Origin of the sequence: Burkholderia sp. IDO3 (assembly GCF_003366075.1) — a bacterium.
Classification (GTDB): domain Bacteria; phylum Pseudomonadota; class Gammaproteobacteria; order Burkholderiales; family Burkholderiaceae; genus Burkholderia; species Burkholderia anthina.
The window spans coordinates 2,024,159-2,045,133 of record NZ_CP028963.1; the positions used below are offsets into that span (position 1 = coordinate 2,024,159).

Sequence of the window (20,975 nt, forward strand, 5' to 3'; positions counted from 1 at the left end):
ATGTTCGGTTCGCCGTACCGGCTGCTGGGTCAGATCGCGCTCACGGGTACGACACGTACACGTCGGTCAGCAGGTCGGCGGCATCGGGCAGCGGCGCGGCCTTCGCCTGCGCGACCGCGTCGTCGATCAGCGCCTTCACCTGCGCGTCGACCGCGCGCAGCTCGTCGGTCGTCAGCGCTTCGGCGCGCACGACGCGCGTCTCGAAATGCTTCAGGCAGTCCTTCTCGTCGCGCAGCTTCTGCACTTCACCCGGCGCGCGATAGGTCTGCGCATCGCCTTCGAAGTGGCCGAAATAGCGCGTGAACTTCACCTCGACGAGCGTCGGGCCGCCGCCGTTGCGCGCACGCGCGACCGCTTCGCCGAGCGCTTCGTGCACCGCGAAGAAGTCGAAGCCGTCGACGATCACGCCGGGCATGCCGAAGCCGTTCGCGCGATCGGCGATGTTGTCGGTCGCGACCGACCAGCTCGACGACGTCGCTTCCGCATAGCCGTTGTTTTCGGCCACGAAGATCGCCGGCAGCCGCCATACCGACGCGAGGTTCATCGACTCGAAGATCACGCCCTGGTTCGATGCGCCGTCGCCGAAGAAGCACACGCCGACGCCGCCCGTCTTCTTGTGCTTGGCCGCGAGCGCCGCGCCGCACACGAGGGGGCCGCCCGCGCCGACGATCCCGTTCGCGCCGAGCATCCCCATCGCCAGGTCGGCGATGTGCATCGAGCCGCCCTTGCCGTGGCAAACGCCCGTCTTCTTGCCGTAGATCTCGGCCATCATCCCGTGCACGTCGACGCCTTTCGCGATGCAATGGCCGTGGCCGCGGTGCGTGGTGGCGACGTAATCGTCGAGGCCGAGGTGCAGCATCGTGCCGACCGCGGATGCCTCCTCGCCCGCGTACAGGTGCACGAAGCCGGGAATTTCGCCGGTTGCGAACTCGACGTGCAGGCGCTCCTCGAATTCGCGGATCGTGCGCATCAGCCAGTAGGCGTCCAGCAGCTTGTCCCTGCTGAGCTGTGTCGAAACGGTCATGTGTGTCTCCTGGGTAGGTCTGACTGCGAATGCCGCCGCGGCAACGCCCCGGCGACGGATTGCACGGCCTGCGGCCGTCAGTGGAACGTGAAGCCGCCGTCGACGTTCACGGCCTGGCCGGTCACGTTGTCCATCGTCGCGAAGAACAGCGCGAGCCGGCCCATGTCCTCCGGCGTCTGCGCGCGGCCCTGCGGAATCAGCATGAGCTGGTGCCGCTGCCACGACGCCTCGACCGACTCGCCGTCGTTCTTCCATTCGTCGGACAGCCGGTCCCACATGTAGGTGCGCACGATGCCCGGACAGATCGCGTTGACGGTCACGCCGTCGCGCGCGAGTTCCTTCGCCAGCGCGTTCGTGAATCCGACCACCGCGAATTTCGACGCGCTGTAGTGCGCGAGATTCGGAAACCCTTCCTTGCCGGCGATCGACGCGACGTTGATGATCCGGCCGCTGCGCTGCGCCTTCAGATGCGGAAGCGCCGCGCGGCAACCGAGAAACGTGCCCTTCGCATTCACGTCCATCACGAAATCCCAGTCGCGCTCGGTCAACGCCTCGACCGGATGAATGCTGATCACGCCCGCGCAATTCACGAGGATGTCGAGCCGGCCCAGTTCGGCGAGCGCCTGCGCGACCATCGCGTCGACCTGCGCGGCCTGCGTGACGTCGACCTTCGCGACCGCCGCGCGCCGGCCGAGCGCACGCACCTCGCGCGCGGTTGCGTCGAGTGCGTCGTCGAGCAGATCCGCGAGCAGGATGTCGGCACCCGCGCCTGCCAGCGTCAGCGCAATGCCGCGGCCGATGCCGCGCGCGGCGCCGGTGACGATGGCGACCTGTCCTTCGAGAACGGCTGTCATGGCGATGTCTCCTTGTCGATTGACTGAAATGGAAGCGATGCGTCGTCGAAAAAACGGGGGGTCAGTTGCGCCACGCGCCGGCGTCGCGCAGCAACTGCCGCGACGACGCGTAACGCAGCGTGCGGCCGACGTCGACCGTCAGCGGCCCCCGCCAGTCGAGTGCGATCTCGTAGCGATCGCCGCGCGCAACCTCGATCTCGCGTTCGCCGTCGAACGCGAGCGTGCCGTGCTCGAACGGGATCGTCTGCCACGCGCCTGGTTCGAGCCGCTCGCAACTGCGCATCACGACGCGATCGACGCGGCCCGGTGCGATCGGTGCGATGAGCGGCGTGCCGGCCGCCTTGCCGTCGGCGGCAAAACGCATCGCGAGCCCGTGCGGCGCGCTGCGCTCGAGCGGCGCCCACGCGCCGCCGAGCGCGGACAACCCGATGCCGTCCGGTTCCGCGAAAGTCAGATAGAGCGTGTCGATGTCGTCGGGGCCCGAGATCGCCCGTGCGCCGATGAAGCGCTGGCGCGCCGCGCACACGTCGACGAGCGCGATCTCCTCGCGTCCCGCGTTGGAACCGGCCGTGCAGCGCACGACGAGCCGCTTGTTGCGCGTGAACGCGACGTCGGCCGGCACGGCGCCGGTCGCGGCAAGCCCGGCCGCGACGCCTGCGACCGTCGCCTCGCGATGTTCGGGAAACGCGTTGTTGGTGCCGGTGGACAGCGCGACGAGCGGCGTCGCGCCGCAATGCGCGGCGACCGCGCGATGGGTGCCGTCGCCGCCGAGCACGACGATCAGCGCGACTTCCATCCGGCGCATGTAGGCGGCACCGGCCTGCGTGTCGGCGACCGTATCGGAGATCGGCAGATCGGCGAATTCGACGTCGGGCCAGCGCTCGTGGGGGGCGACCGCACGATGCGTATCGAGCGCACGCATCAGCAGCGTCGCGATGCCCGTCTTGTCGCGCAACGTCAGTACGCGCTCGACGCCCATCGCGCCGAGGCCGGCGAGCAGGCGCACGACCATGTTGGCCTTCTCCGCCGTCGGGAACACGGATGCATGCGTCGTCAGGCGGCGAATGTCGCGCCCCGATGCGGGGTTCGCGATCACGCCGACGGTCACGGGCGTCGTCACGGGCTTGTCTCCATCCAGTGGGCCGGCGCCCGCGCATGGGTGCGCGCGCCGGCCCTGCATGTGTCGTCCGCCGCCATCGAGGGCGGCGGATCGTCGTCGCCGACGCGACTGCGCCGGGCTTGCCGTGATATCTGCAAGCGGCGTGCCACCGTGTGTGCAACGACCGGGAAACCCGCGTGCGGACTGGCTCGGCGGCGGTGCACGGGTTCGACACGGGCCGCCATGACGCGCGTACGCGTCGCGAAACGGCGCGTGCGTCTCATCGCGTCGATCTCGCAGCGCGCATGTTTCGGCAGCGTGGCGCGCACGCCGAGCTATCCGGCAAACCGCGCGGATCGCGGCACGGCGCGCGCCACCGCGATCCGCACGCCCATCGCACATAGCTCGCCCATGCGTCTCAGCCCCGCGAGACCCGTTGAGATGCCGGTGAGACGAACGTCTCATGCGTCGCGCATGCTGCGATGCAATGTGATCCGCCGAAGCGGATGTGCTACAAGAACAGCGAATTCCCCGCCGTACGGAACCGGAGCCGACCATGCCCTATGCCGTCCCCCAGGCCCAGCACGCCGACCGTGTGCTCGGCGCGCTCGCCGGGCGCCTGCCCGCGCCGGCCGACTCCTCGCGTCTCGTGTCGTCGTGGCAACGCTCGCTCGAGCGCTATGCGCTCGACCCGGCTTCGTCGATCGGCCCGCGCGTGCTGACCGCGGCCGAACTGCGCGAGGTGCGCGACAAGGAGGAAGCGTTCCTGCGCGCGTCGGGGCAGTGCCTGACGCGCCTGCACGACATGATTCGCGTTGCCGACTATTGCGTGATGCTGACCGACGCGCACGGCGTGACGATCGACTACCGGATCGAGCGCGAACGCCGCAACGACTTCCGTCATGCGGGCCTGCACATCGGCTCGTGCTGGTCGGAAAGCGAGGAAGGCACGTGCGGCGTCGCAAGCGTGCTGACCGATCTCGCGCCGATCACCGTGCACAAGACCGATCACTTTCGCGCGGCATTCACCACGCTCACCTGCAGCGCGGCCCCGATCTTCTCGCCGGGCGGCGAACTGATCGGCGTGCTCGATGCATCGGCCGTCCAGTCGCCGGACAACCGCGACAGCCAGCGCCTCGTGTACCAGCTCGTGCGGCAAAGCGCCGGACTGATCGAGGACGGCTATTTCGTGCACAGCACCGCGCAGCACTGGATATTGTTCGGGCATCCGAATCGTCACTATGTCGAGGCGCAGCCCGAATGGCTGATCGCGTTCGACGACTGCGGCAATATCGTCGCCGCGAACCGCCAGGCGCGCGACGCATTGCCGGCGCTGTGCGAACCGCGCCACATCGACGAGATCTTCGACGCGACCGAGATGCCGCTGCGCGATGCCGCGCGGCTCAACACGATCGTCGCGCTGCGGCTGCGCGCAACCGGCGCCCCGCTCTATGCACGGCTGCGCGCGCCGCTACGGCGCGCCGGCCGCGAAGCCGGCACGGCACGGGCCGCCCCGGCATCGCGCCGCCCCGGCACCGCGCTGCGCCACGTCGGCGCGCTCACGCCGTTCCTGCACAGCAGCGACGCGCGCATCGCGCAGCAGGCCGAACTCGCGCTGCGCGTCGCGAGCAAGCGGCTGCCGATTCTCGTGCTCGGCGAAACCGGCGCGGGCAAGGAAGTGTTCGCCCGCGCGATCCACGACGCCGGTGCGCGACGCGCACGGCCGTTCGTCGCGGTCAACTGCGGCGCGCTGCCCGAGGCGCTGATCGAAAGCGAGCTGTTCGGCTACGCGGCCGGCGCGTTTACCGGCGCGCGCAAGCACGGCGCACGCGGCAAGATCGCACTCGCCGACGGCGGCACGCTGTTTCTCGACGAAATCGGCGACATGCCGCTCGCGCTGCAGACGCGCCTGTTGCGCGTGCTCGCCGACGGCGAAGTCGTGCCGCTCGGCAGCGACACGCCCGTGCGCGTCGATCTGGACGTGATCTGCGCGACGCACCGCGATCTCGGACAGATGGTGGCCGACGGCACGTTCCGCGAGGATCTGTATTACCGGCTGAGCGGCGCGACGTTCGCGCTGCCGCCGCTGCGCGAGCGTGCCGACGTGGGCGACGTGATCGCCACGGTGTTCGCGGAAGAAGCGCAGGCGACCGGCCACGTGCTCACGCTCGACCCGGCACTCGCCGGGCAGCTCGCCGCGTACCCGTGGCCCGGCAACGTACGGCAACTGCGTAACGTGTTGCGCTATGCGTGCGCGGTGTGCGACGCCGCACGCGTGACGCGGCGCGACCTGCCGGCCGATCTCGCCGCGCAGCTCGGCGCCGGTCCGGCCGGCGCGCTGCCGGACGACGAGCGCGGCCGCATCGTCGCGGCGCTCACCGCGCATCGCTGGCGCCCCGATGCAGCGGCCCAGGCGCTCGGCATTTCACGCGCGACGCTGTACCGGCGAATCGCGAAGCACCGGATCGTCGCGCCGCACCGCATCTGACACGCGCGGCACGCGGCGCGCGGTGCATCACGCCGCGTGCGCGACCGCTTCGGTCGTGCCGTCGTCCGTGGCGAGTGCGTCATCGCGCCGGGCAAATACCTCGTGCGCGGCAAACAGCGCATTCAGCGCGGCCGGAAATCCCGCGTACACGGCCATCTGCATGAACACCTCGACGATTTCGTCGTGTGTGCAGCCGACGTTCAGCGCCGCCTCGACATGCACCTTGAGTTGCGGCTGGGCGTTGCCGAGCGCGGCCAGCGCGGCGATCGTCGCAATCTCGCGCGACTTGAGGTCGAGCTGCGGCCGGCTATAGATGTCGCCGAATCCGAATTCGACGAGCAGACGCCCGAAATCGGGCGCGATCGGCGCGAGGGCCGCGATCACGCGTTCGCCCACTTCGCCGTCGATTTCCTTCAGTTTGTTCCAGCCGCGCGCATAGCGATCGTCAACGAATCGTTCCATGATGTCCGTCCTGCTCCGATGATGAATGGGAAGTGTTCGCCCGTCGTTCCGTCTCGCGCTCCCGCGTCTCGTAGTACGCGATCTTGTCGCCGATCGCGTCGAGGCTCGCCTGCAGCGCCTCGATATGCACGCGCACCGCATCGCGATGCGCGGCCAGCAACCGTCGGCGCGCGCCGAACGTCGACTCGCCTTGCGCGCGCAATGCCGCGAACTGCTGCATCTGCGCGATCGGCATGCCGGTCGCTTTCAGCCGCATCACGAAGGCGAGCCAGTCGAGATCGGCCGGCGCGTAGAGCCGGTGCCCGGCCGCCGTGCGCGAAATCGCGCGCAGCAGCCCGGCCTGCTCGTAGTACCGCAACGTGTGCGTCGACACGCCCGTCAGCGCGGCGACTTGCCCGATCGTCAGCGGGCCGGCAGAGGAAGGAGTGGAAACGGTGATCGACATGGCACGCTCAAGGTTAGGAGTTAGAGTTCACTCTAAGTCAAGCGTTGCCGAACGGCCAGCGCGTCAATTTGCGGCCGTCGCTTCCGACACCCACCCTTCCGACACCCACCGTCAGACATCGGCGGATACCGTAAAGAATGGTCAAAATCGCGGCCCGGCAGCGCGTTCCGTCTTTACAGCGACGCAAGCCTTCAGCAAGATTCGGACAGCTTGTCTTAAAAAGGGCACGCATTTGTCCTATGCTTAACGGCAACGCTTGGACAGGCGTCGCTCCACCGTCCGTTGCAACAACCATTCATCCGTTGAAACCTGGGAGCCTTTGCCATGCTGAAAAAGCTGCTGATGCTGTTTGTCGCGCTGTCGCTGTCACTCGCCGCCGGCCTGGCCGCGGCCGTCGAAGTCAACACGGCCGACCAGGCCGCGCTCGAATCGGTAAAGGGTCTCGGGCCCGTGAAGTCGAAGGCGATCATCGACGAACGCGCCAAGAACGGCCCGTTCAAGGATGCGGACGATCTCGCGAATCGCGTGAAGGGCCTCGGCACGAAGTCGGTCGGGCATCTCGAGGAAAATGGCCTGACGATCGGCGGCTCGTCGACGCCGCCCAAGGGCGTGAAGCTGTCGAAGCCGGCCGCGACGACGTCGGCCACCACGACCACCACGACGCCGGCGGGCACTGCGACGACGTCGACAACCGCGACGGCCGGCACGGCGGCGCCGGCCGCAAGCGCGCCGGAAGCGGCGGCCAAGCCGGCCAAGAGCAAGCGTGCGTCGAAGAAGGAGAAGGCGGCCGCAGCCGCGGCGGCAGCCGCCGACGCGGGCGCGAGCGCGCCGTCCGCAGCGTCGTCCACGAAGGCGACGAAGGGTTCGAAGAAGAAGAGCAAGAAGGACAAGGCAGCCTCCGCCGCCGCGGCGTCGGGCGCCTGATGCGCGCCGCGCGCGCGACGGCGTGCGCGCGGCATTCGTTCAACGGGCGCCGCCGTTACGGCGCCCTTTTCAGTGAAGGTGAAGAACCATGGGTCTCCTCGACATCGTTGGCGGTCTGATCGGCGGCCAGGCCGGCGGCAACTCGCAAAGCGCGCTCATCACGACCGCGCTCGAATTCATCAACAACCAGCCGGGCGGCCTGAACGGGCTGATCGAGAAGTTCAAGGCCGGCGGCGCCGGCGACGTGATCGGCTCGTGGGTCGGCAGCGGCGAAAACCAGCCGATCTCGGCGGATACGCTGCAGAACGTGCTCGGCTCGGACGCCGTCGGCGCGCTCGCGAGCAAGGTGGGCATCGATCCGGCGCAAGCATCGTCGATCCTCGCGCAGGTGCTGCCGCACGTCGTGAACCACGCGACGCCGAACGGCGAAGTGCCGGCCGACGGCCAGGTCGACACGTCGAACGTGCTCGGCGCACTGTCGCAGCTCGCCGGCATGTTCGGCGGCAACAAGCAGGCCTGAGCGCACCGCGCACGACAGCCGGGGCAGCCGCTTCATCCGTTTCCGCCGCTCCATATGCAAACACCCCGCCTGAGCGGGGTGTTTGTTTTTGCGCGCCCGGCGCGAACCGGGCGTGCGGCCGATGACCGGCGATCAGTGCACGACGCGGTCGAACACGAACTTGCCGTCGCTGACGTCGACCGGGATCACGTCCTTCGGACCGAAGCGGCCCGCGAGGATCAGCTTCGCGACCGGGTTCTCGATCTCCTGCTGAATCGCGCGCTTCAGCGGCCGCGCACCGAACAGCGGATCGTAGCCGACCTTGCCGATCTGTTCGAGCGCCGCCGGCGACACCTCGAGCGCCATGTCGAGCTTCGCGAGCCGGTCGTGCAGGCGTGCGAGCTGGATCTTCGCGATCGACTCGATGTTGCTGCGGTCGAGCGCATGGAACACGACGACGTCGTCGATCCGGTTCAGGAACTCCGGACGGAAGTGCTGCTTCACTTCGAGCCACACCGCGTCCTTGATCTCTTCCTGCGGCGAACCCGTCATCGCCTGGATCACCTGCGAGCCGAGGTTCGACGTCATCACGATCACCGTGTTCTTGAAATCGACCGTGCGCCCCTGCCCGTCGGTCATGCGACCGTCGTCGAGCACCTGCAGCAGCACGTTGAACACGTCCGGATGCGCCTTCTCGATCTCGTCGAGCAGGATCACGCTGTACGGCTTGCGGCGCACGGCTTCCGTCAGGTAGCCGCCTTCCTCGTAGCCGACATAGCCCGGCGGCGCGCCGATCAGCCGCGCGACGCTGTGCTTCTCCATGAACTCGCTCATGTCGATGCGGATCAGGTGCTCTTCTGAATCGAACAGGAACGACGCCAGCGCCTTGCACAGCTCGGTCTTGCCGACACCCGTCGGGCCGAGGAACAGGAACGAGCCGTACGGACGGTTCGGATCGGCGAGCCCCGCGCGCGAACGACGGATCGCATCGGCGACCGCGCTGATCGCCTCATGCTGGCCGACCACGCGCTCGTGCAGCTTTTCCTCGATATGCAGCAGCTTCTCGCGTTCGCCCTGCATCATCCGCGACACCGGAATCCCGGTCGAGCGCGACACGACTTCCGCGATTTCTTCCGCACCGACCTGCGTGCGCAGCAGCCGCGGACGCGTCGGGTTGTGCTGCTCCTGCTCTTCGGCCTGCGTGACCTGCTTCAGTTGCGACTCGAGTTGCGGCAGCTTGCCGTACTGCAGTTCGGCGACCTTCTCCAGCTTGCCGTCACGCTGCAGACGCGCGATGTCGGCACGCACCTTCTCGATTTCTTCCTTCAACTGCGCGCTGCCCTGCACCGCGGCCTTCTCGGCGGTCCAGATCTCCTCGAGGTCCGCATATTCGCGGCCGAGGCGATCGATCTCCTCCTCGATCAGCTGCAAGCGCTTCTGCGACGCTTCATCCTGCTCCTTCTTCACGGCCTCGCGCTCGATCTTCAGCTGGATCAGCCGGCGGTCGAGCTTGTCCATCTCTTCGGGCTTCGAATCGATTTCCATCTTGATCTTCGATGCAGCCTCGTCGATCAGGTCGATCGCCTTGTCGGGCAGGAAGCGGTCCGTGATGTAGCGGTGCGACAGCTCGGCCGCGGCGACGATCGCCGGGTCGGTGATGTCGACGCCGTGATGCAGTTCGTACTTCTCCTGCAGCCCGCGCAGGATCGCGATCGTCGCCTCGACGCTCGGCTCGTCGACGAGCACCTTCTGGAAGCGGCGCTCGAGCGCGGCGTCCTTCTCGATGTACTTGCGGTATTCGTCGAGCGTGGTCGCGCCGATGCAATGCAGCTCGCCGCGCGACAGCGCAGGCTTGAGCATGTTGCCCGCATCCATCGCGCCTTCGGCCTTGCCGGCACCGACCATCGTATGGATCTCGTCGATGAACACGATCGTCCGGCCTTCGTCCTTCGCGATGTCGTTGAGCACCGCCTTCAGGCGCTCCTCGAACTCGCCGCGATACTTCGCGCCCGCGAGCAGCGCGGCCATGTCGAGCGACAGCACGCGCTTGCCCTTCAGCGTCTCGGGCACTTCGCCGTTGACGATCCGCTGCGCGAGCCCTTCGACGATCGCGGTCTTGCCGACGCCCGGCTCGCCGATCAGCACCGGGTTGTTCTTGGTACGACGCTGCAGGATCTGGATCGAACGACGGATTTCGTCGTCGCGGCCGATCACCGGATCGAGCTTGCCTGCACGGGCGCGCTCGGTCAGGTCGACCGTGTACTTCTTCAGCGCCTCGCGCTGGCTTTCCGCATCCTGGCTGTGCACCTGCGAGCCGCCGCGCACCGCGGCGATCGCGGCTTCGAGCGCCTTGCGCGTGAGGCCGTGCTGGCGTGCGAGCTTGCCGGCTTCGCCCTTGTCGTCGGACACGGCGAGCAGGAACATCTCGCTCGCGATGAACGTGTCGTTGAGCTTCTGCGCTTCCTTGTCGGCCTGGTTCAGCAGCCCGGCCAACTCACGGCCGATCTGGATGTCGCCGCCCGTACCCGTGACTTGCGGCAGGCGCGAGATCGCCTCGTTCAGCGCGCCTTGCAGCGCCTGCACGTGAACACCCGCGCGCGACATCAGCGAGCGGGCGGAGCCGTCCTGCTGCGCGACGAGTGCCGCCAGTACGTGAACGGGTTCGATGTATTGATTGTCGCGGCCTGCCGCAAGGCTTTGCGCGTCCGCGAGTGCTTCCTGGAACTTGGTGGTGAGCTTGTCGATTCTCATTTAGTCGAGACCTCCAATTTTCGATTAACACCAAGATGAGGATGGTTATGCGGGTTTCAAGCGAAATTCGGGTTGATTCAGCGCAAAAAACGATGGGCGGCGACAAGCGGCCTGCCGGCCGGTTGCAGCCGGGTAATGGAGGCGTGCGGCGCGCGTCAGCCGGCCTTCGACGGCGACCCGGCGGACGCAGCCGCGTCGGGTTCCGACGGCTCGGCACGCACGAGCGCGATCGGCCGAATGCCGAGCAGCGCGACGAGCGGCGACGCAGGCGCGGCCAGCTCGCCGACCGTATGACGATCGAGCTCGGCGAAAAATGCATCGCGCGCGGCCGCCAGCACGCCCTTCAGACGGCACTGCGGCTCAATCACGCAGCCGCGCGACTCGTCACCGTCGGCGGAAAAACAGCCGACCAGCGCGAAATCGCTCTCGGTCGCGCGCACGACCTGCCCGACCGTCAGCGCCAGCGATTCGGGGAAGAGCCGCAGCCCGCCGTTGCGGCCGCGAACCGTGTCGACCCAGCCGAGCTCGCCGAGCTGCTGCACCACTTTCATCAGATGGTTCTTCGAGATGCCGTAGGCGTCCGAGATCTCCTGGATCGTCGCGAGCCCCTCGCCGCGCACGGCAAGGTACAACATCACGCGCAGCGAATAGTCGGTGTAGTCGGTGAGTCTCATGAGCGAATACGGAAAATTGTCGATCGTGCCCCGATTATGCAGCCCGGATCACCGGGAGCGCGCGCCGGCCGGGCTTTTGACTGCCGCCTGACAGGCCCGGGTTGCCCGGACGGCCTGCACACAATAAGATGCATGGCATACGCACATTTTTCAGGCCTTGGTGGACGCTATTTTGCGTCAAAATCCTGTCGGCGTCCTGCGCATCGGCCGCACCTGCGTCATGCCGCCGCGTCGCCGAAGCCCCAACGCTCCGATTTTCCCGGCCTTTTTGTCATGACCGCCCTGCCCGCCTCGCCCGATACCGCACCGGCCCGCCCCCGCGACGCCGAACCGACCGAAGACAACATCCGCGACCTCGTCTACGCGTTCTACGACCGCGTCCGCGCCGACCCGCTGCTCGGGCCCGTATTCGACGCGAAACTGAACGGCCGCTGGGACGATCATCTGCCGAAGATGGTCAGCTTCTGGTCGAGCCTCGTGCTCGGCACCAAGGGCTATCGCGGCAACGTGCAGCAGGCGCACCAGCCGCTCGACGGAATCGAACCCGCGCACTTCAGCCGCTGGCTGTCGCTGTTCCTGAAGACCGTCGAGGCACGCTACACGCCGCTCGCGGCGATCCGCTTCATGGAACCCGCGCTACGGATCGCACAAAGCCTGCAGCTGAGCCGCTTCGGCTGGGACTATCAGATTCCGCCCGAGCAGCAGGCGCTGCTCGATGCGATCGCGCCGCGCCGCCGCGATGGCGGCGACGACGCGCATGCGCTGCCGTCACGCGCCCGCGGCGAGCCGTTTCCGACGAAGATCATCGGGCGCGGCACCGATCCGGACGCGTAACGCGGCAATCCGGCGCCTGCGGCACATCGCCGCAACGAGAACGCCGCGTTCAACGCGGCGTGTTGCCCGATTCAACGCCCCAGCGCGCCAGCGCGGCGTCGTCGGTACTGCGGGCATCGACCCAGCGCTCGCCGTCCGGCGTCGTTTCCTTCTTCCAGAACGGCGCCTCGGTCTTCAGATAGTCCATCACGAACTCGCACGACGCGAACGCATCGCCGCGATGCGACGCGACCGTCGCGACCATCACGATCTGGTCGAGCGGCAACAGCCGGCCGACCCGGTGCACGATCGCGACGTCGATGCCGGGCCAGCGCCGGCCAGCCTCGGCGGCGATCTTCTCGAGCGCCTTCTCGGTCATCCCCGGATAGTGCTCGAGCTCCATCGCGGCGACCGAGTCGCCTTCGTTCAGGTCGCGCACCGTGCCGACGAAGCATGCGACCGCGCCGATCTTCGGGTTGCGCGCCCGCAGCGCCGCCACTTCGGCGTTCAGGTCGAAATCGTCGGCCTGGACTCGTACCGTAGCCATCGCAAGCCCCTCAGCCGCCCGTCACCGGCGGAAAGAACGCGACCTCGCAGCCGTCGGTGAGGCGCGTGTCGGGGTCGGTCATCTCGTGGTTGCACGCCATGCGCAACGCGCGCCCTTCGGCGAGCGTCTCGGCCCACGCGCCGCCGCGCAGGCGCAGCCATGCGCGCACGTCGCCGACGGTCGTCACGCCGTCCGGCACGTCGGCCTGTTCGTCGGACACGCCCAGCGCCTCGCGCACGCTTGCAAAGAATTTCAGTTGAATCTTCATGGATCGGGAGGCCGTCGCGTTACGACAGCAGTTCGGAAAACGGAATGAAACGCACGGTCTCGCCGGCGCTGATCGCGTGCTGCGGCGGATTGTCGATCAGGCCGTCGCCCCAGACCGTCGACGTCAGCACCGCCGAGCTCTGGTTCGGGAACAGATCGAGGCCGCCGGCCGCATTGACGCGCGCGCGCAGGAATTCGTTGCGCCGGTCGCCCTTGCTCTGCGAGAAGTCCGCGCGCAGCGACAGCGCGCGCGGCGCGACGTCGCGCACGCCGGACAGGCGCAGCAGGAACGGCCGCACGAACAGCAGGAACGTGACGAAGCTCGACACCGGATTGCCGGGCAGCCCGATGAAGTGCGCATCGGGCCGCTCGTCGCCGCGGCGCACCGCGCCGAACGCGAGCGGCTTGCCGGGCTTCATCGCGATCTGCCACAGTGCGAGGCGCCCTTCGGCCTCGACGGCCGGCTTCACGTGATCCTCGTCGCCGACCGATACGCCGCCGCTCGTCAGGATCACGTCATGATCGCGCGCGGCCTCGCGCAGCGTGTCGCGCGTCGCCGCGAGCGAGTCGGGCACGATCCCGTAGTCGGTCACGTGACAGCCGAGCCGCTCCAGCAGCCCGCGCAGCGTGAAGCGGTTCGAGTTGTAGATCGCACCGGGCTTCAGCGGCTCGCCGGGCATCGTCAGTTCATCGCCGGTGAAGAACACCGCGACGCGGATCCGCCGCGCGACCGACAACTGCGCGCAGCCGACCGATGCGGCCAGGCCGAGCGCCTGCGGCGCGAGGCGTGTGCCGGCCGGCAGGATCACCGAACCCTGGCGGATGTCCGCGCCCTGCGCGGTGATCCATTCGCCGGCTTTCGGCGTGTGCAGGATCTCGACCGCGTCGCCGTCGGCCGATGCCTGCTCCTGCATCACGACGGCGTCGGCACCCGGCGGCACCGTCGCGCCGGTGAAGATCCGCGCGGCCGTGCCCGCGGCGAGCGGCGCGGCCGGATGGCCGGCTGGAATCCGCTGCGACACGGGCAGGCGCCGCTCGCCGTGCAGCAGGTCGGCGACGCGCACCGCATAGCCGTCCATCGCGCTCGTATGCATCGGCGGCACGTCAAGCGGCGAGCTCACGTCGGCCGCCAGCACACGGCCGAGCGCATCGAGCGTCGCGACGGTTTCGGCGCCGGGCAGCGGTTTCGCGGCATCGAGCAGCGCGGCGAGCGCTTCGGCGGTCGACAGCATCGGCGCGCGCGGCGCCACGGAATTCGGGTTCGACATCGATGGAATCGGGGATCGTTGAAGTCAATACGTCATTGTAGCGACGCCATCGCACGCGCGCGCGATATGGCCGGCATGCGAAAACTGTGATCGGCGCGAATGTGCGGGGCTGATACTTGTTTCATGGCGCCCCGGGCGGGCGGCACCCGCACGGGCCTGGCCGATGAGCCGCCGCGCCGCCAAGCAAAACGGCCGGAACCCCGATCCGTTCGACGAATCGGCATTCCGGCCGTCCTGCGCGCACGCCGGGCTCGCGCCCGGCGGCACGTCATGCGCCCGTATGAGCGACGATGAAATCCTTCACCTGCCGCGCGTCGGCCTTCACGACCTCGAAACGCTGCGGCAGCGCCTCGAGCCCGTCGAATGCGGCCGGCCGCTCGGCTTCGCGATCGAGCGCTTCGCGGATCGTCTCGCCGAACTTGATCGGCTGCGCCGTCTCGAGCACGACCATCGGCACGCCCGCGTCGAGATGCTCGCGCGCGACCTTCACGCCGTCGGCGGTGTGGGTATCGATCATCGTGTCGTAGCGCGAGAACACATCGCGGATCGTCGCGATGCGGTCCGTATGACTGCTGCGGCCCGACACGAAACCGAATTCGGCCACGCGCGAGAAATCGCCGCTCGCGGCGAGATCGAAGCCGCCCTTCTCCTCGACGTCGCGGAACAGTTGCATCACGCGCGCCGGATCGCGGCCGAGCAGGTCGAACACGAAGCGCTCGAAGTTCGACGCTTTCGAGATGTCCATGCTCGGGCTGCTCGTGTGGTACGTGTTTTCGGCGCTGCGCACGCGATACGCACCGGTGCGGAAGAATTCGTCGAGCACGTCGTTCTCGTTGGTCGCGACCACGAGCTTCGCGATCGGCAGCCCCATCATCCGCGCGATGTGGCCCGCGCACACGTTGCCGAAGTTGCCCGACGGCACCGTGAACGACACGCGCTCGTCATTGGACTTGGTCGCCGCGAAATAACCCTTGAAGTAGTACACGACCTGCGCGACGACACGCGCCCAGTTGATCGAGTTGACCGTGCCGATCTTCTGCTGCGCCTTGAACGCGTGATCGTTCGACACCGCCTTCACGATGTCCTGGCAGTCGTCGAACACGCCTTCGACCGCGAGGTTGAAGATGTTCGGATCCTGCAGGCTGAACATCTGCGCCGTCTGGAACGCGCTCATCTTCTTGTGCGGCGACAGCATGAACACGCGCACGCCGGCCTTGCCGCGCATCGCGTACTCGGCCGCGCTGCCCGTGTCGCCCGATGTCGCGCCGAGGATGTTCAGCGCCTCGCCGTGCTTCGCGAGCGTGTACTCGAACAGATTGCCGAGCAGTTGCATCGCCATGTCCTTGAACGCGAGCGTCGGGCCGTTCGACAGTTCGAGCAGCGACAGCGTCGTGCCGTTCTCGGTGCCGAGCGCCTTCAGCGGCGTGATGTCGGACGCGTTCTCGCCGTGGCGCGTGTTGCTGTACACGGCGGCCGTGTACGTGCGGCGCGTGATCGCGCGCAGGTCGTCGGCCGGCACGTCGTCGCAGAACTTCGACAGGATCTCGAACGCGAGATCCGCGTACGACAGCGTGCGCCAGCGCGCGAGCTCGTCGGCGGAAACCTGCGGGTACTCGGCCGGCAGGTAGAGCCCGCCGTCCTTCGCGAGACCGCCGAGCAGGATGTCGGAGAACGTATGGCGCTCGCCGATGCCGGCGCCGCGCGTGGAGATGTAGTTCATGTCGTGCCTGGTCCTCAGTTCAGCGCTTCCATGCGCAGCTTCGTCACCTTCGAGACGACCGTCGCGAGGCTCTCGATCTGCGCGATCGCCGCATTGACGTGCTTCTCGATCGTTTCGTGCGTGATCAGGATGATGTCGGTTTCGCCGTTGGCGTCGTCGACCTGCTCCGATTCCTTCTGCAGCAGCGCATCGATCGAGATGCCCGCCGCGGCGAGAATGCGCGTGATGTCGGCGAGCACGCCCGTCTGGTCCGCCACGCGCAGGCGCAGGTAGTAGCCGCTCGTCACTTCGTCGATCGGCAGAATCGGCGTGTTCGACAGGCTGTCCGGCTGGAACGCGAGGTGCGGCACGCGATGCTCGGGGTCGGCCGTGTGCAGGCGCGTGACGTCGACGAGATCCGCGACGACCGCCGATGCGGTCGGTTCCGCGCCCGCGCCCTTGCCGTAGTACAGCGTCGTGCCGACCGCGTCGCCGTGCACGACGACCGCGTTCATCGCGCCTTCGACGTTCGCGAGCAGGCGCTTCTCGGGGATCAGCGTCGGGTGCACGCGCAGTTCGATGCCGTGTTCGGCGCGGCGCGCGATGCCGAGCAGCTTGATCCGGTAGCCGAGCTCTTCCGCGTAGCGGATGTCGGCCGCGTCGAGCTTGCTGATGCCTTCGACGTACGCGCGGTCGAACTGGACCGGCACGCCGAACGCGATCGCGCTCATGATCGTCGCCTTGTGCGCGGCGTCGACGCCTTCGATGTCGAAGGTCGGATCGGCTTCCGCGTAGCCGAGCGCCTGCGCGGCCTTCAGCGCGGTCGCGAAGTCGAGGCCTCGGTCGCGCATTTCCGACAGGATGTAGTTCGTCGTGCCGTTGATGATGCCCGCGATGTACTGGATGCGATTCGCGGTCAGGCCTTCGCGCAGCGCCTTGATGATCGGGATGCCGCCGGCGACGGCCGCTTCGAACGCGACCATCACGCCCTTCTCGCGCGCGGCCTCGAAGATCTCGGTGCCGTGCACCGCGAGCAGCGCCTTGTTCGCCGTCACGACGTGCTTGCCGTTCGCGATCGCGCGCAGCACGAGCTCGCGCGCGATGCCCGTGCCGCCGATCATCTCGGCGATGATCGAGATCGACGGATCGTCGACGACCGCGTTGAAATCGTCGGTGATCTGCGCGGCGGCGGCGTCACCGCCGAGCGCGGCCTGCGCCTTGGCCGGGTTGCGCACCGCAATGCGCGCGACCTCGATGCCGCGCCCCGCGCGTCGCTTGATTTCTTCCTGGTTGCGGCGCAGCACCGTGAAGGTGCCGCTGCCTACGGTGCCGAAGCCCAACAGGCCAACTTTGATCGGTTCCATGCTGCGTGTGATCGATGAGTGAGATTAGGGAATGGGGAATGCCGTGTGACCTGTCCGCTCAGGCCGAATGGCGCTTGCGGTAGCCGTCGAGGAAGCGCGCGATCCGGTTGATCGAATCGGTCAGGTCGTCGAGGTTCGGCAGGAACACCACGCGGAAGTGATCCGGCGCCGCCCAGTTGAAACCCGTGCCCTGCACGAGCAGCACGCGTTCCTCGAGCAACAGGTCGAGGATGAACTGCTGGTCGTTCTGGATCGGATAGAGCTTCGGATCGAGGCGCGGGAACATGTACAGCGCGGCCTGCGGCTTCACGCAGGTCACGCCGGGAATCGACGTGAGCATGTCGTGCGCGAGTTCGCGCTGCTTGTACAGGCGCCCGCTCGGCACGATCAGCTCGTTGATGCTCTGGTAGCCGCCGAGCGCCGTCTGGATCGCGAACTGCCCCGGCACGTTCGCGCACAGCCGCATCGACGACAGGATCCCGAGCCCCTCGAGGTAGTCCTTCGCATGCCGGCGGTTGTCGCCGCCGAGGCCCGACACGGCCATCCAGCCCGCGCGATAGCCGCACGAGCGATAGCTCTTCGACAGGCTGTTGAAGGTGACCGTGATCACGTCCTCCGACAGCGAACCCAGCGCCGTGTGTTCGAGCCCGTCGTAGACGATCTTGTCGTAGACCTCGTCGGCGAACACGATCAGCCCGTGCTGGCGCGCGATCTCGAGCAGTTCGAGCAGCAATTCGTCGGAATAAAGCGCACCGGTCGGGTTGTTCGGGTTGATCACGACGATCGCCTTGGTGTTCGGCGTGATCTTGCGGCGGATGTCGTCGGGGTCGGGCATCCACGCGTTCTGCTCGTCGCACACGTAATGCACGGGCGTGCCGCCGGACAGGCTCACGGCGGCCGTCCACAGCGGGTAGTCGGGCGCCGGCAGCAGCACTTCGTCGCCGTCGTTCAGCAGCGCCTGGGTCGCCATCACGATCAGCTCGGACGCGCCGTTGCCGATGTAGATGTCGTCCAGACCGACGCCGACGACGCCCTTTTGCTGCGTGTAATGCATCACGGCCTTGCGGGCCGAGAACACGCCTTTCGAATCCGAATAGCCGGACGACGCCGGCAGGTTGCGGATCATGTCCTGGATGATCTCGTCCGGCGCGTCGAAACCGAACGGCGCGAGGTTGCCGATGTTCAGCTTGATGATGCGGTGGCCTTCTTCCTCGAGGCGCTTCGCGTGCTCGAGCACCGGGCCACGGATGTCGTAGCACACGTTGAGCAGCTTGTTCGACTTCTGAATCGGTTTCACGACGACACGGTTCCTGGGTTGGCCTCGCGGCCGGGGGACGGAATCAAAACTGGAGAGCGGCCGGTCTGTGCGCGCTGTCTAGACTGGGGGAAAAAGCGGGCGGTCGGACGCGGCTTGTGGCAGCGCTCGACGCAAGTGGCGCCCGGGGGCAACCAAAAAGTTATAATTTAGCGGATTTTGGCCGACTTTCGCAATGCACCATAGCCGCTCCGGGCCCGCGCCGTCAGGCGTCCCGCGCGTGCCGGCGCGCGAAACCGGCCGCCCGGGGCCGTGCGGCCCTTGCCAGACATTCCCCCTACGGAACGCGGAATACCGATTTGAAACTGCACCAGGACGCGAGCGGCGCGCTCAACACCGTCACCGGCTACGGCCCCGATTATGTCGACGTCAACCTCCAGCGCCACGAGGGCAGCGTCATCATGCTGCCCGGCGCGCCGGTCCGGGACTGGCCCGTGTCGTCGTTCGACGCGCTCACGCCCGAGCATTTCACGATGCTGCTCGAGCCGGCGCCCGAACTCGTCATCTTCGGCAGCGGCGCGCAGCTGCGCTTCCCGCATCCGCGCCTCGTGGCCGCGCTCACGGCCAAGCGGATCGGCGTCGAGACGATGGATTTCCAGGCCGCCTGCCGCACCTACAACATCCTGATGGCCGAAGGCCGCAAAGTCGCCGCCGCGCTCTTAATTGAACGTTAATCCCCGATGCGGTAAAACTCGGGCCGGCGCGCCGATCGATCCCCGGATCGACACCCGGCCGGCCGCCCGCCCCCGGCGCCACGCGCCGGCGGCCCGTCACAACAACCAACAGGCTGAAAATCCATGAACGATACGCCGTCGAGGCTACCGCTCAATCGCATCACGCTCGTCCTCCTGCTCGTCGCGCTCGCGATCGTCTGGTTCGCGCCGCTCGGGCTGCGCCACCTGATCCCGAGCGACGAAGGCCGCTACGCGGAGATGGCGCGCGAGATGTTCGTCACCGGCGACTGGATCACGCCGCGCTACAACGGCTACAAGTACTTCGAGAAGCCGCCGCTGCAAACCTGGCTGAATGCGCTGACGTTCGCGTGGTTCGGCATCGGCGAATGGCAGGCGCGCCTCTACACGGGGCTCGCCAGCTTCGCCGGCGTGCTGCTGGTCGGCTTCACGGGCGCGCGCCTGTTCAACCCGCTGTCCGGCTTCCTCGCGGCCGTCGTGCTCGCGTGCTCGCCGTACTGGAACCTGATGGGCCACTTCAACGCGCTCGACATGGGGCTCGCGTTCTGGATGACGCTGTCGCTCTGCTCGCTGCTGCTCGCGCAGCGGCCCGGCCTGCGCGCGGGCGCCGTGCGCGGCTGGATGTGGGCGTGCTGGGCCGCGATGGCGTTCGCCGTGCTGTCCAAGGGCCTCGTCGGCCTGATCCTGCCGGGCGCCGTGCTGGTGCTCTATACGCTGATCGCGCGCGACTGGGCGCTGTGGAAGCGCTTGTACCTGGTGAGCGGCCTGGTGATCTTCTTCGCGATCGTCACGCCGTGGTTCGTGCTCGTCCAGCAGCGCAACCCCGAATTCTTCAACTTCTTCTTCATCGTCCAGCAGTTCCGCCGGTATCTGACCCCGGAACAGAACCGCCCGGGCCCGTTCTACTACTTCGTCCCGGTGCTGCTGGTCGGCTTCCTGCCGTGGCTGTCGGTCGCGTGGCAGAGCCTGCGGCATGCGCTGCGCATGCCGCGCCAGCCCAACGGCTTCGCGCCGATGCTCGTGCTGCTGATCTGGAGCGCATTCATCTTCCTGTTCTTCAGCGCGTCGCATTCGAAGCTGATCTCGTACGTGCTGCCGGTCGCGCCGGCACTCGCGCTGATGATCGGCGCGTACCTGCCGCTGATGAGCGCCGACCGGTTCCGCCGCCACCTGCTCGGCTATCTGGTGTTCCTCGTCGTGGCGGCGTTCGGGATCATCTTCCTGGCCTACCAGGGCGACGCCCGCACGCCGAACGCGCTGTATCGCGCGTTCCAGCTGTGGCTGTACGCGGGCCTCGCGGTCGCGGCCGTCCTGACGCTGGCCGCCGCGTGGCTGAACCGCCGCACGGGCGTCGCCGCCGCGATCACCGCGTTCGGCGCCGCATGGCTCGCGTTCGGCACGATCGGCGGCACCGGCCACGACGAATTCGGCCGTTACAGTTCGGGCGCGCTGCTCGCGCCGACCGTGCGCGCGGAGCTGGCGAAACTGCCGGCCGACACCCCGTTCTACTCGATCGACATGCTCGATCACACGTTCCCGTTCTATGTCGGCCACACCACGATCATGGTCCACCGCCAGGACGAACTCGCCTTCGGAATCTCGGTCGAGCCGAACAAATGGATCCCGACCGTCGACGAATGGATCACGCGCTGGAACCAGGAAACCCACGCGCTCGCGATCATGTCGCTCAGCGAATACGACACGCTGGTCAAGCAAGGCGTGCCGATGCGCGTGATCGCGCGCGACAACCGCCGCGTGATCGTCGAAAAACCGCAATCGTAAGGACCCGC

General features: G+C 67.7%; 19 protein-coding genes. 6 read left to right on the forward strand and 13 right to left on the reverse strand.

Features of this window, described 5'->3' with window-relative positions; genetic code table 11:
* Positions 1–40 precede the first annotated feature (40 nt).
* The 3 genes from DCN14_RS24015 to DCN14_RS24025 form a co-directional block, all read right to left on the reverse strand.
* On the reverse strand, positions 41–1,024 hold the full coding sequence (locus DCN14_RS24015; RefSeq protein WP_096503000.1) for a thiamine pyrophosphate-dependent dehydrogenase E1 component subunit alpha: 984 nt from the start codon (positions 1,022–1,024) through the stop codon (positions 41–43).
* Between the two features lie 77 nt (positions 1,025–1,101).
* Entirely contained in the window at positions 1,102–1,878 is a 777-nt protein-coding gene (locus tag DCN14_RS24020) for an SDR family NAD(P)-dependent oxidoreductase (RefSeq protein WP_096503002.1), read from the reverse strand.
* Between the two features lie 61 nt (positions 1,879–1,939).
* On the reverse strand, positions 1,940–2,998 hold the full coding sequence (locus tag DCN14_RS24025) for an NAD(+)/NADH kinase (protein ID WP_096503004.1): 1,059 nt from the start codon (positions 2,996–2,998) through the stop codon (positions 1,940–1,942).
* 535 nt (positions 2,999–3,533) lie between these two features.
* Here DCN14_RS24025 and DCN14_RS24035 point away from each other — a divergent pair.
* Complete coding sequence (locus DCN14_RS24035; RefSeq protein WP_096503008.1) at positions 3,534–5,465, forward strand: sigma-54-dependent Fis family transcriptional regulator; 1,932 nt, start codon at positions 3,534–3,536, stop codon at positions 5,463–5,465.
* Positions 5,466–5,492: 27 nt separating this feature from the next.
* On the opposite strand, the gene DCN14_RS24040 is transcribed toward DCN14_RS24035, so the two are convergent.
* Positions 5,493–5,927, reverse strand: coding sequence for a carboxymuconolactone decarboxylase family protein (locus DCN14_RS24040; protein WP_162826238.1), 435 nt, complete (start codon positions 5,925–5,927; stop codon positions 5,493–5,495).
* On the reverse strand, positions 5,911–6,372 hold the full coding sequence (locus DCN14_RS24045) for a MerR family transcriptional regulator (protein WP_096503009.1): 462 nt from the start codon (positions 6,370–6,372) through the stop codon (positions 5,911–5,913). Before DCN14_RS24045 ends, DCN14_RS24040 begins: the two co-directional genes overlap by 17 nt.
* Before the next feature lie 324 nt (positions 6,373–6,696).
* Here DCN14_RS24045 and DCN14_RS24050 point away from each other — a divergent pair, with 324 nt between their 5' ends.
* Both DCN14_RS24050 and DCN14_RS24055 read left to right on the forward strand, forming a co-directional pair.
* Positions 6,697–7,296, forward strand: coding sequence for a helix-hairpin-helix domain-containing protein (locus DCN14_RS24050; RefSeq protein WP_096503011.1), 600 nt, complete (start codon positions 6,697–6,699; stop codon positions 7,294–7,296).
* Between the two features lie 88 nt (positions 7,297–7,384).
* Positions 7,385–7,816 (forward strand): YidB family protein, encoded by a 432-nt coding sequence (locus DCN14_RS24055; protein ID WP_096503013.1) that lies wholly within the window; start codon positions 7,385–7,387, stop codon positions 7,814–7,816.
* 132 nt (positions 7,817–7,948) lie between these two features.
* Here DCN14_RS24055 and clpB read toward each other — a convergent pair whose 3' ends face one another.
* Both clpB and DCN14_RS24065 read right to left on the reverse strand, forming a co-directional pair.
* Entirely contained in the window at positions 7,949–10,546 is a 2,598-nt protein-coding gene (clpB, locus tag DCN14_RS24060) for an ATP-dependent chaperone ClpB (RefSeq protein ID WP_096503015.1), read from the reverse strand.
* A 155-nt stretch (positions 10,547–10,701) separates the two neighbouring features.
* Positions 10,702–11,220 carry an Rrf2 family transcriptional regulator gene (locus DCN14_RS24065; RefSeq protein WP_096503017.1) on the reverse strand — a complete coding sequence of 173 codons (519 nt, stop codon included), beginning with the start codon at positions 11,218–11,220 and terminating at the stop codon, positions 10,702–10,704.
* Between the two features lie 273 nt (positions 11,221–11,493).
* On the opposite strand from DCN14_RS24065, the gene DCN14_RS24070 reads away from it, so the two are divergent.
* Entirely contained in the window at positions 11,494–12,054 is a 561-nt protein-coding gene (locus DCN14_RS24070; protein ID WP_096503019.1) for a group III truncated hemoglobin, read from the forward strand.
* A gap of 49 nt (positions 12,055–12,103) precedes the next feature.
* On the opposite strand, the gene DCN14_RS24075 is transcribed toward DCN14_RS24070, so the two are convergent.
* From DCN14_RS24075 to DCN14_RS24100, 6 genes are all read right to left on the reverse strand, one after another.
* Positions 12,104–12,580: a molybdenum cofactor biosynthesis protein MoaE gene (locus DCN14_RS24075; protein ID WP_034188668.1), complete on the reverse strand. Its 477-nt coding sequence runs from the start codon at positions 12,578–12,580 to the stop codon at positions 12,104–12,106.
* A 10-nt stretch (positions 12,581–12,590) separates the two neighbouring features.
* Entirely contained in the window at positions 12,591–12,848 is a 258-nt protein-coding gene (gene moaD, locus DCN14_RS24080; protein WP_006758354.1) for a molybdopterin converting factor subunit 1, read from the reverse strand.
* A gap of 19 nt (positions 12,849–12,867) precedes the next feature.
* A complete protein-coding gene (gene glp / locus DCN14_RS24085) occupies positions 12,868–14,115 on the reverse strand; it encodes a gephyrin-like molybdotransferase Glp (RefSeq protein ID WP_096503021.1) in 1,248 nt (415 codons plus the stop codon).
* A gap of 268 nt (positions 14,116–14,383) precedes the next feature.
* Positions 14,384–15,835: a threonine synthase gene (gene thrC, locus DCN14_RS24090; protein WP_096503023.1), complete on the reverse strand. Its 1,452-nt coding sequence runs from the start codon at positions 15,833–15,835 to the stop codon at positions 14,384–14,386.
* A 14-nt stretch (positions 15,836–15,849) separates the two neighbouring features.
* The gene (locus DCN14_RS24095; RefSeq protein WP_096503025.1) at positions 15,850–17,178 is read right to left on the reverse strand and encodes a homoserine dehydrogenase; all 1,329 of its coding nucleotides are present in this window, start codon (positions 17,176–17,178) and stop codon (positions 15,850–15,852) included.
* Between the two features lie 58 nt (positions 17,179–17,236).
* On the reverse strand, positions 17,237–18,475 hold the full coding sequence (locus tag DCN14_RS24100) for a pyridoxal phosphate-dependent aminotransferase (RefSeq protein WP_096503027.1): 1,239 nt from the start codon (positions 18,473–18,475) through the stop codon (positions 17,237–17,239).
* A gap of 317 nt (positions 18,476–18,792) precedes the next feature.
* Between DCN14_RS24100 and DCN14_RS24105 the strand changes: the two genes are divergently transcribed.
* On the forward strand, positions 18,793–19,167 hold the full coding sequence (locus DCN14_RS24105; RefSeq protein WP_096503029.1) for an Mth938-like domain-containing protein: 375 nt from the start codon (positions 18,793–18,795) through the stop codon (positions 19,165–19,167).
* Between the two features lie 123 nt (positions 19,168–19,290).
* Positions 19,291–20,967: a glycosyltransferase family 39 protein gene (locus tag DCN14_RS24110; protein ID WP_096503031.1), complete on the forward strand. Its 1,677-nt coding sequence runs from the start codon at positions 19,291–19,293 to the stop codon at positions 20,965–20,967.
* Positions 20,968–20,975: the final 8 nt, after the last annotated feature.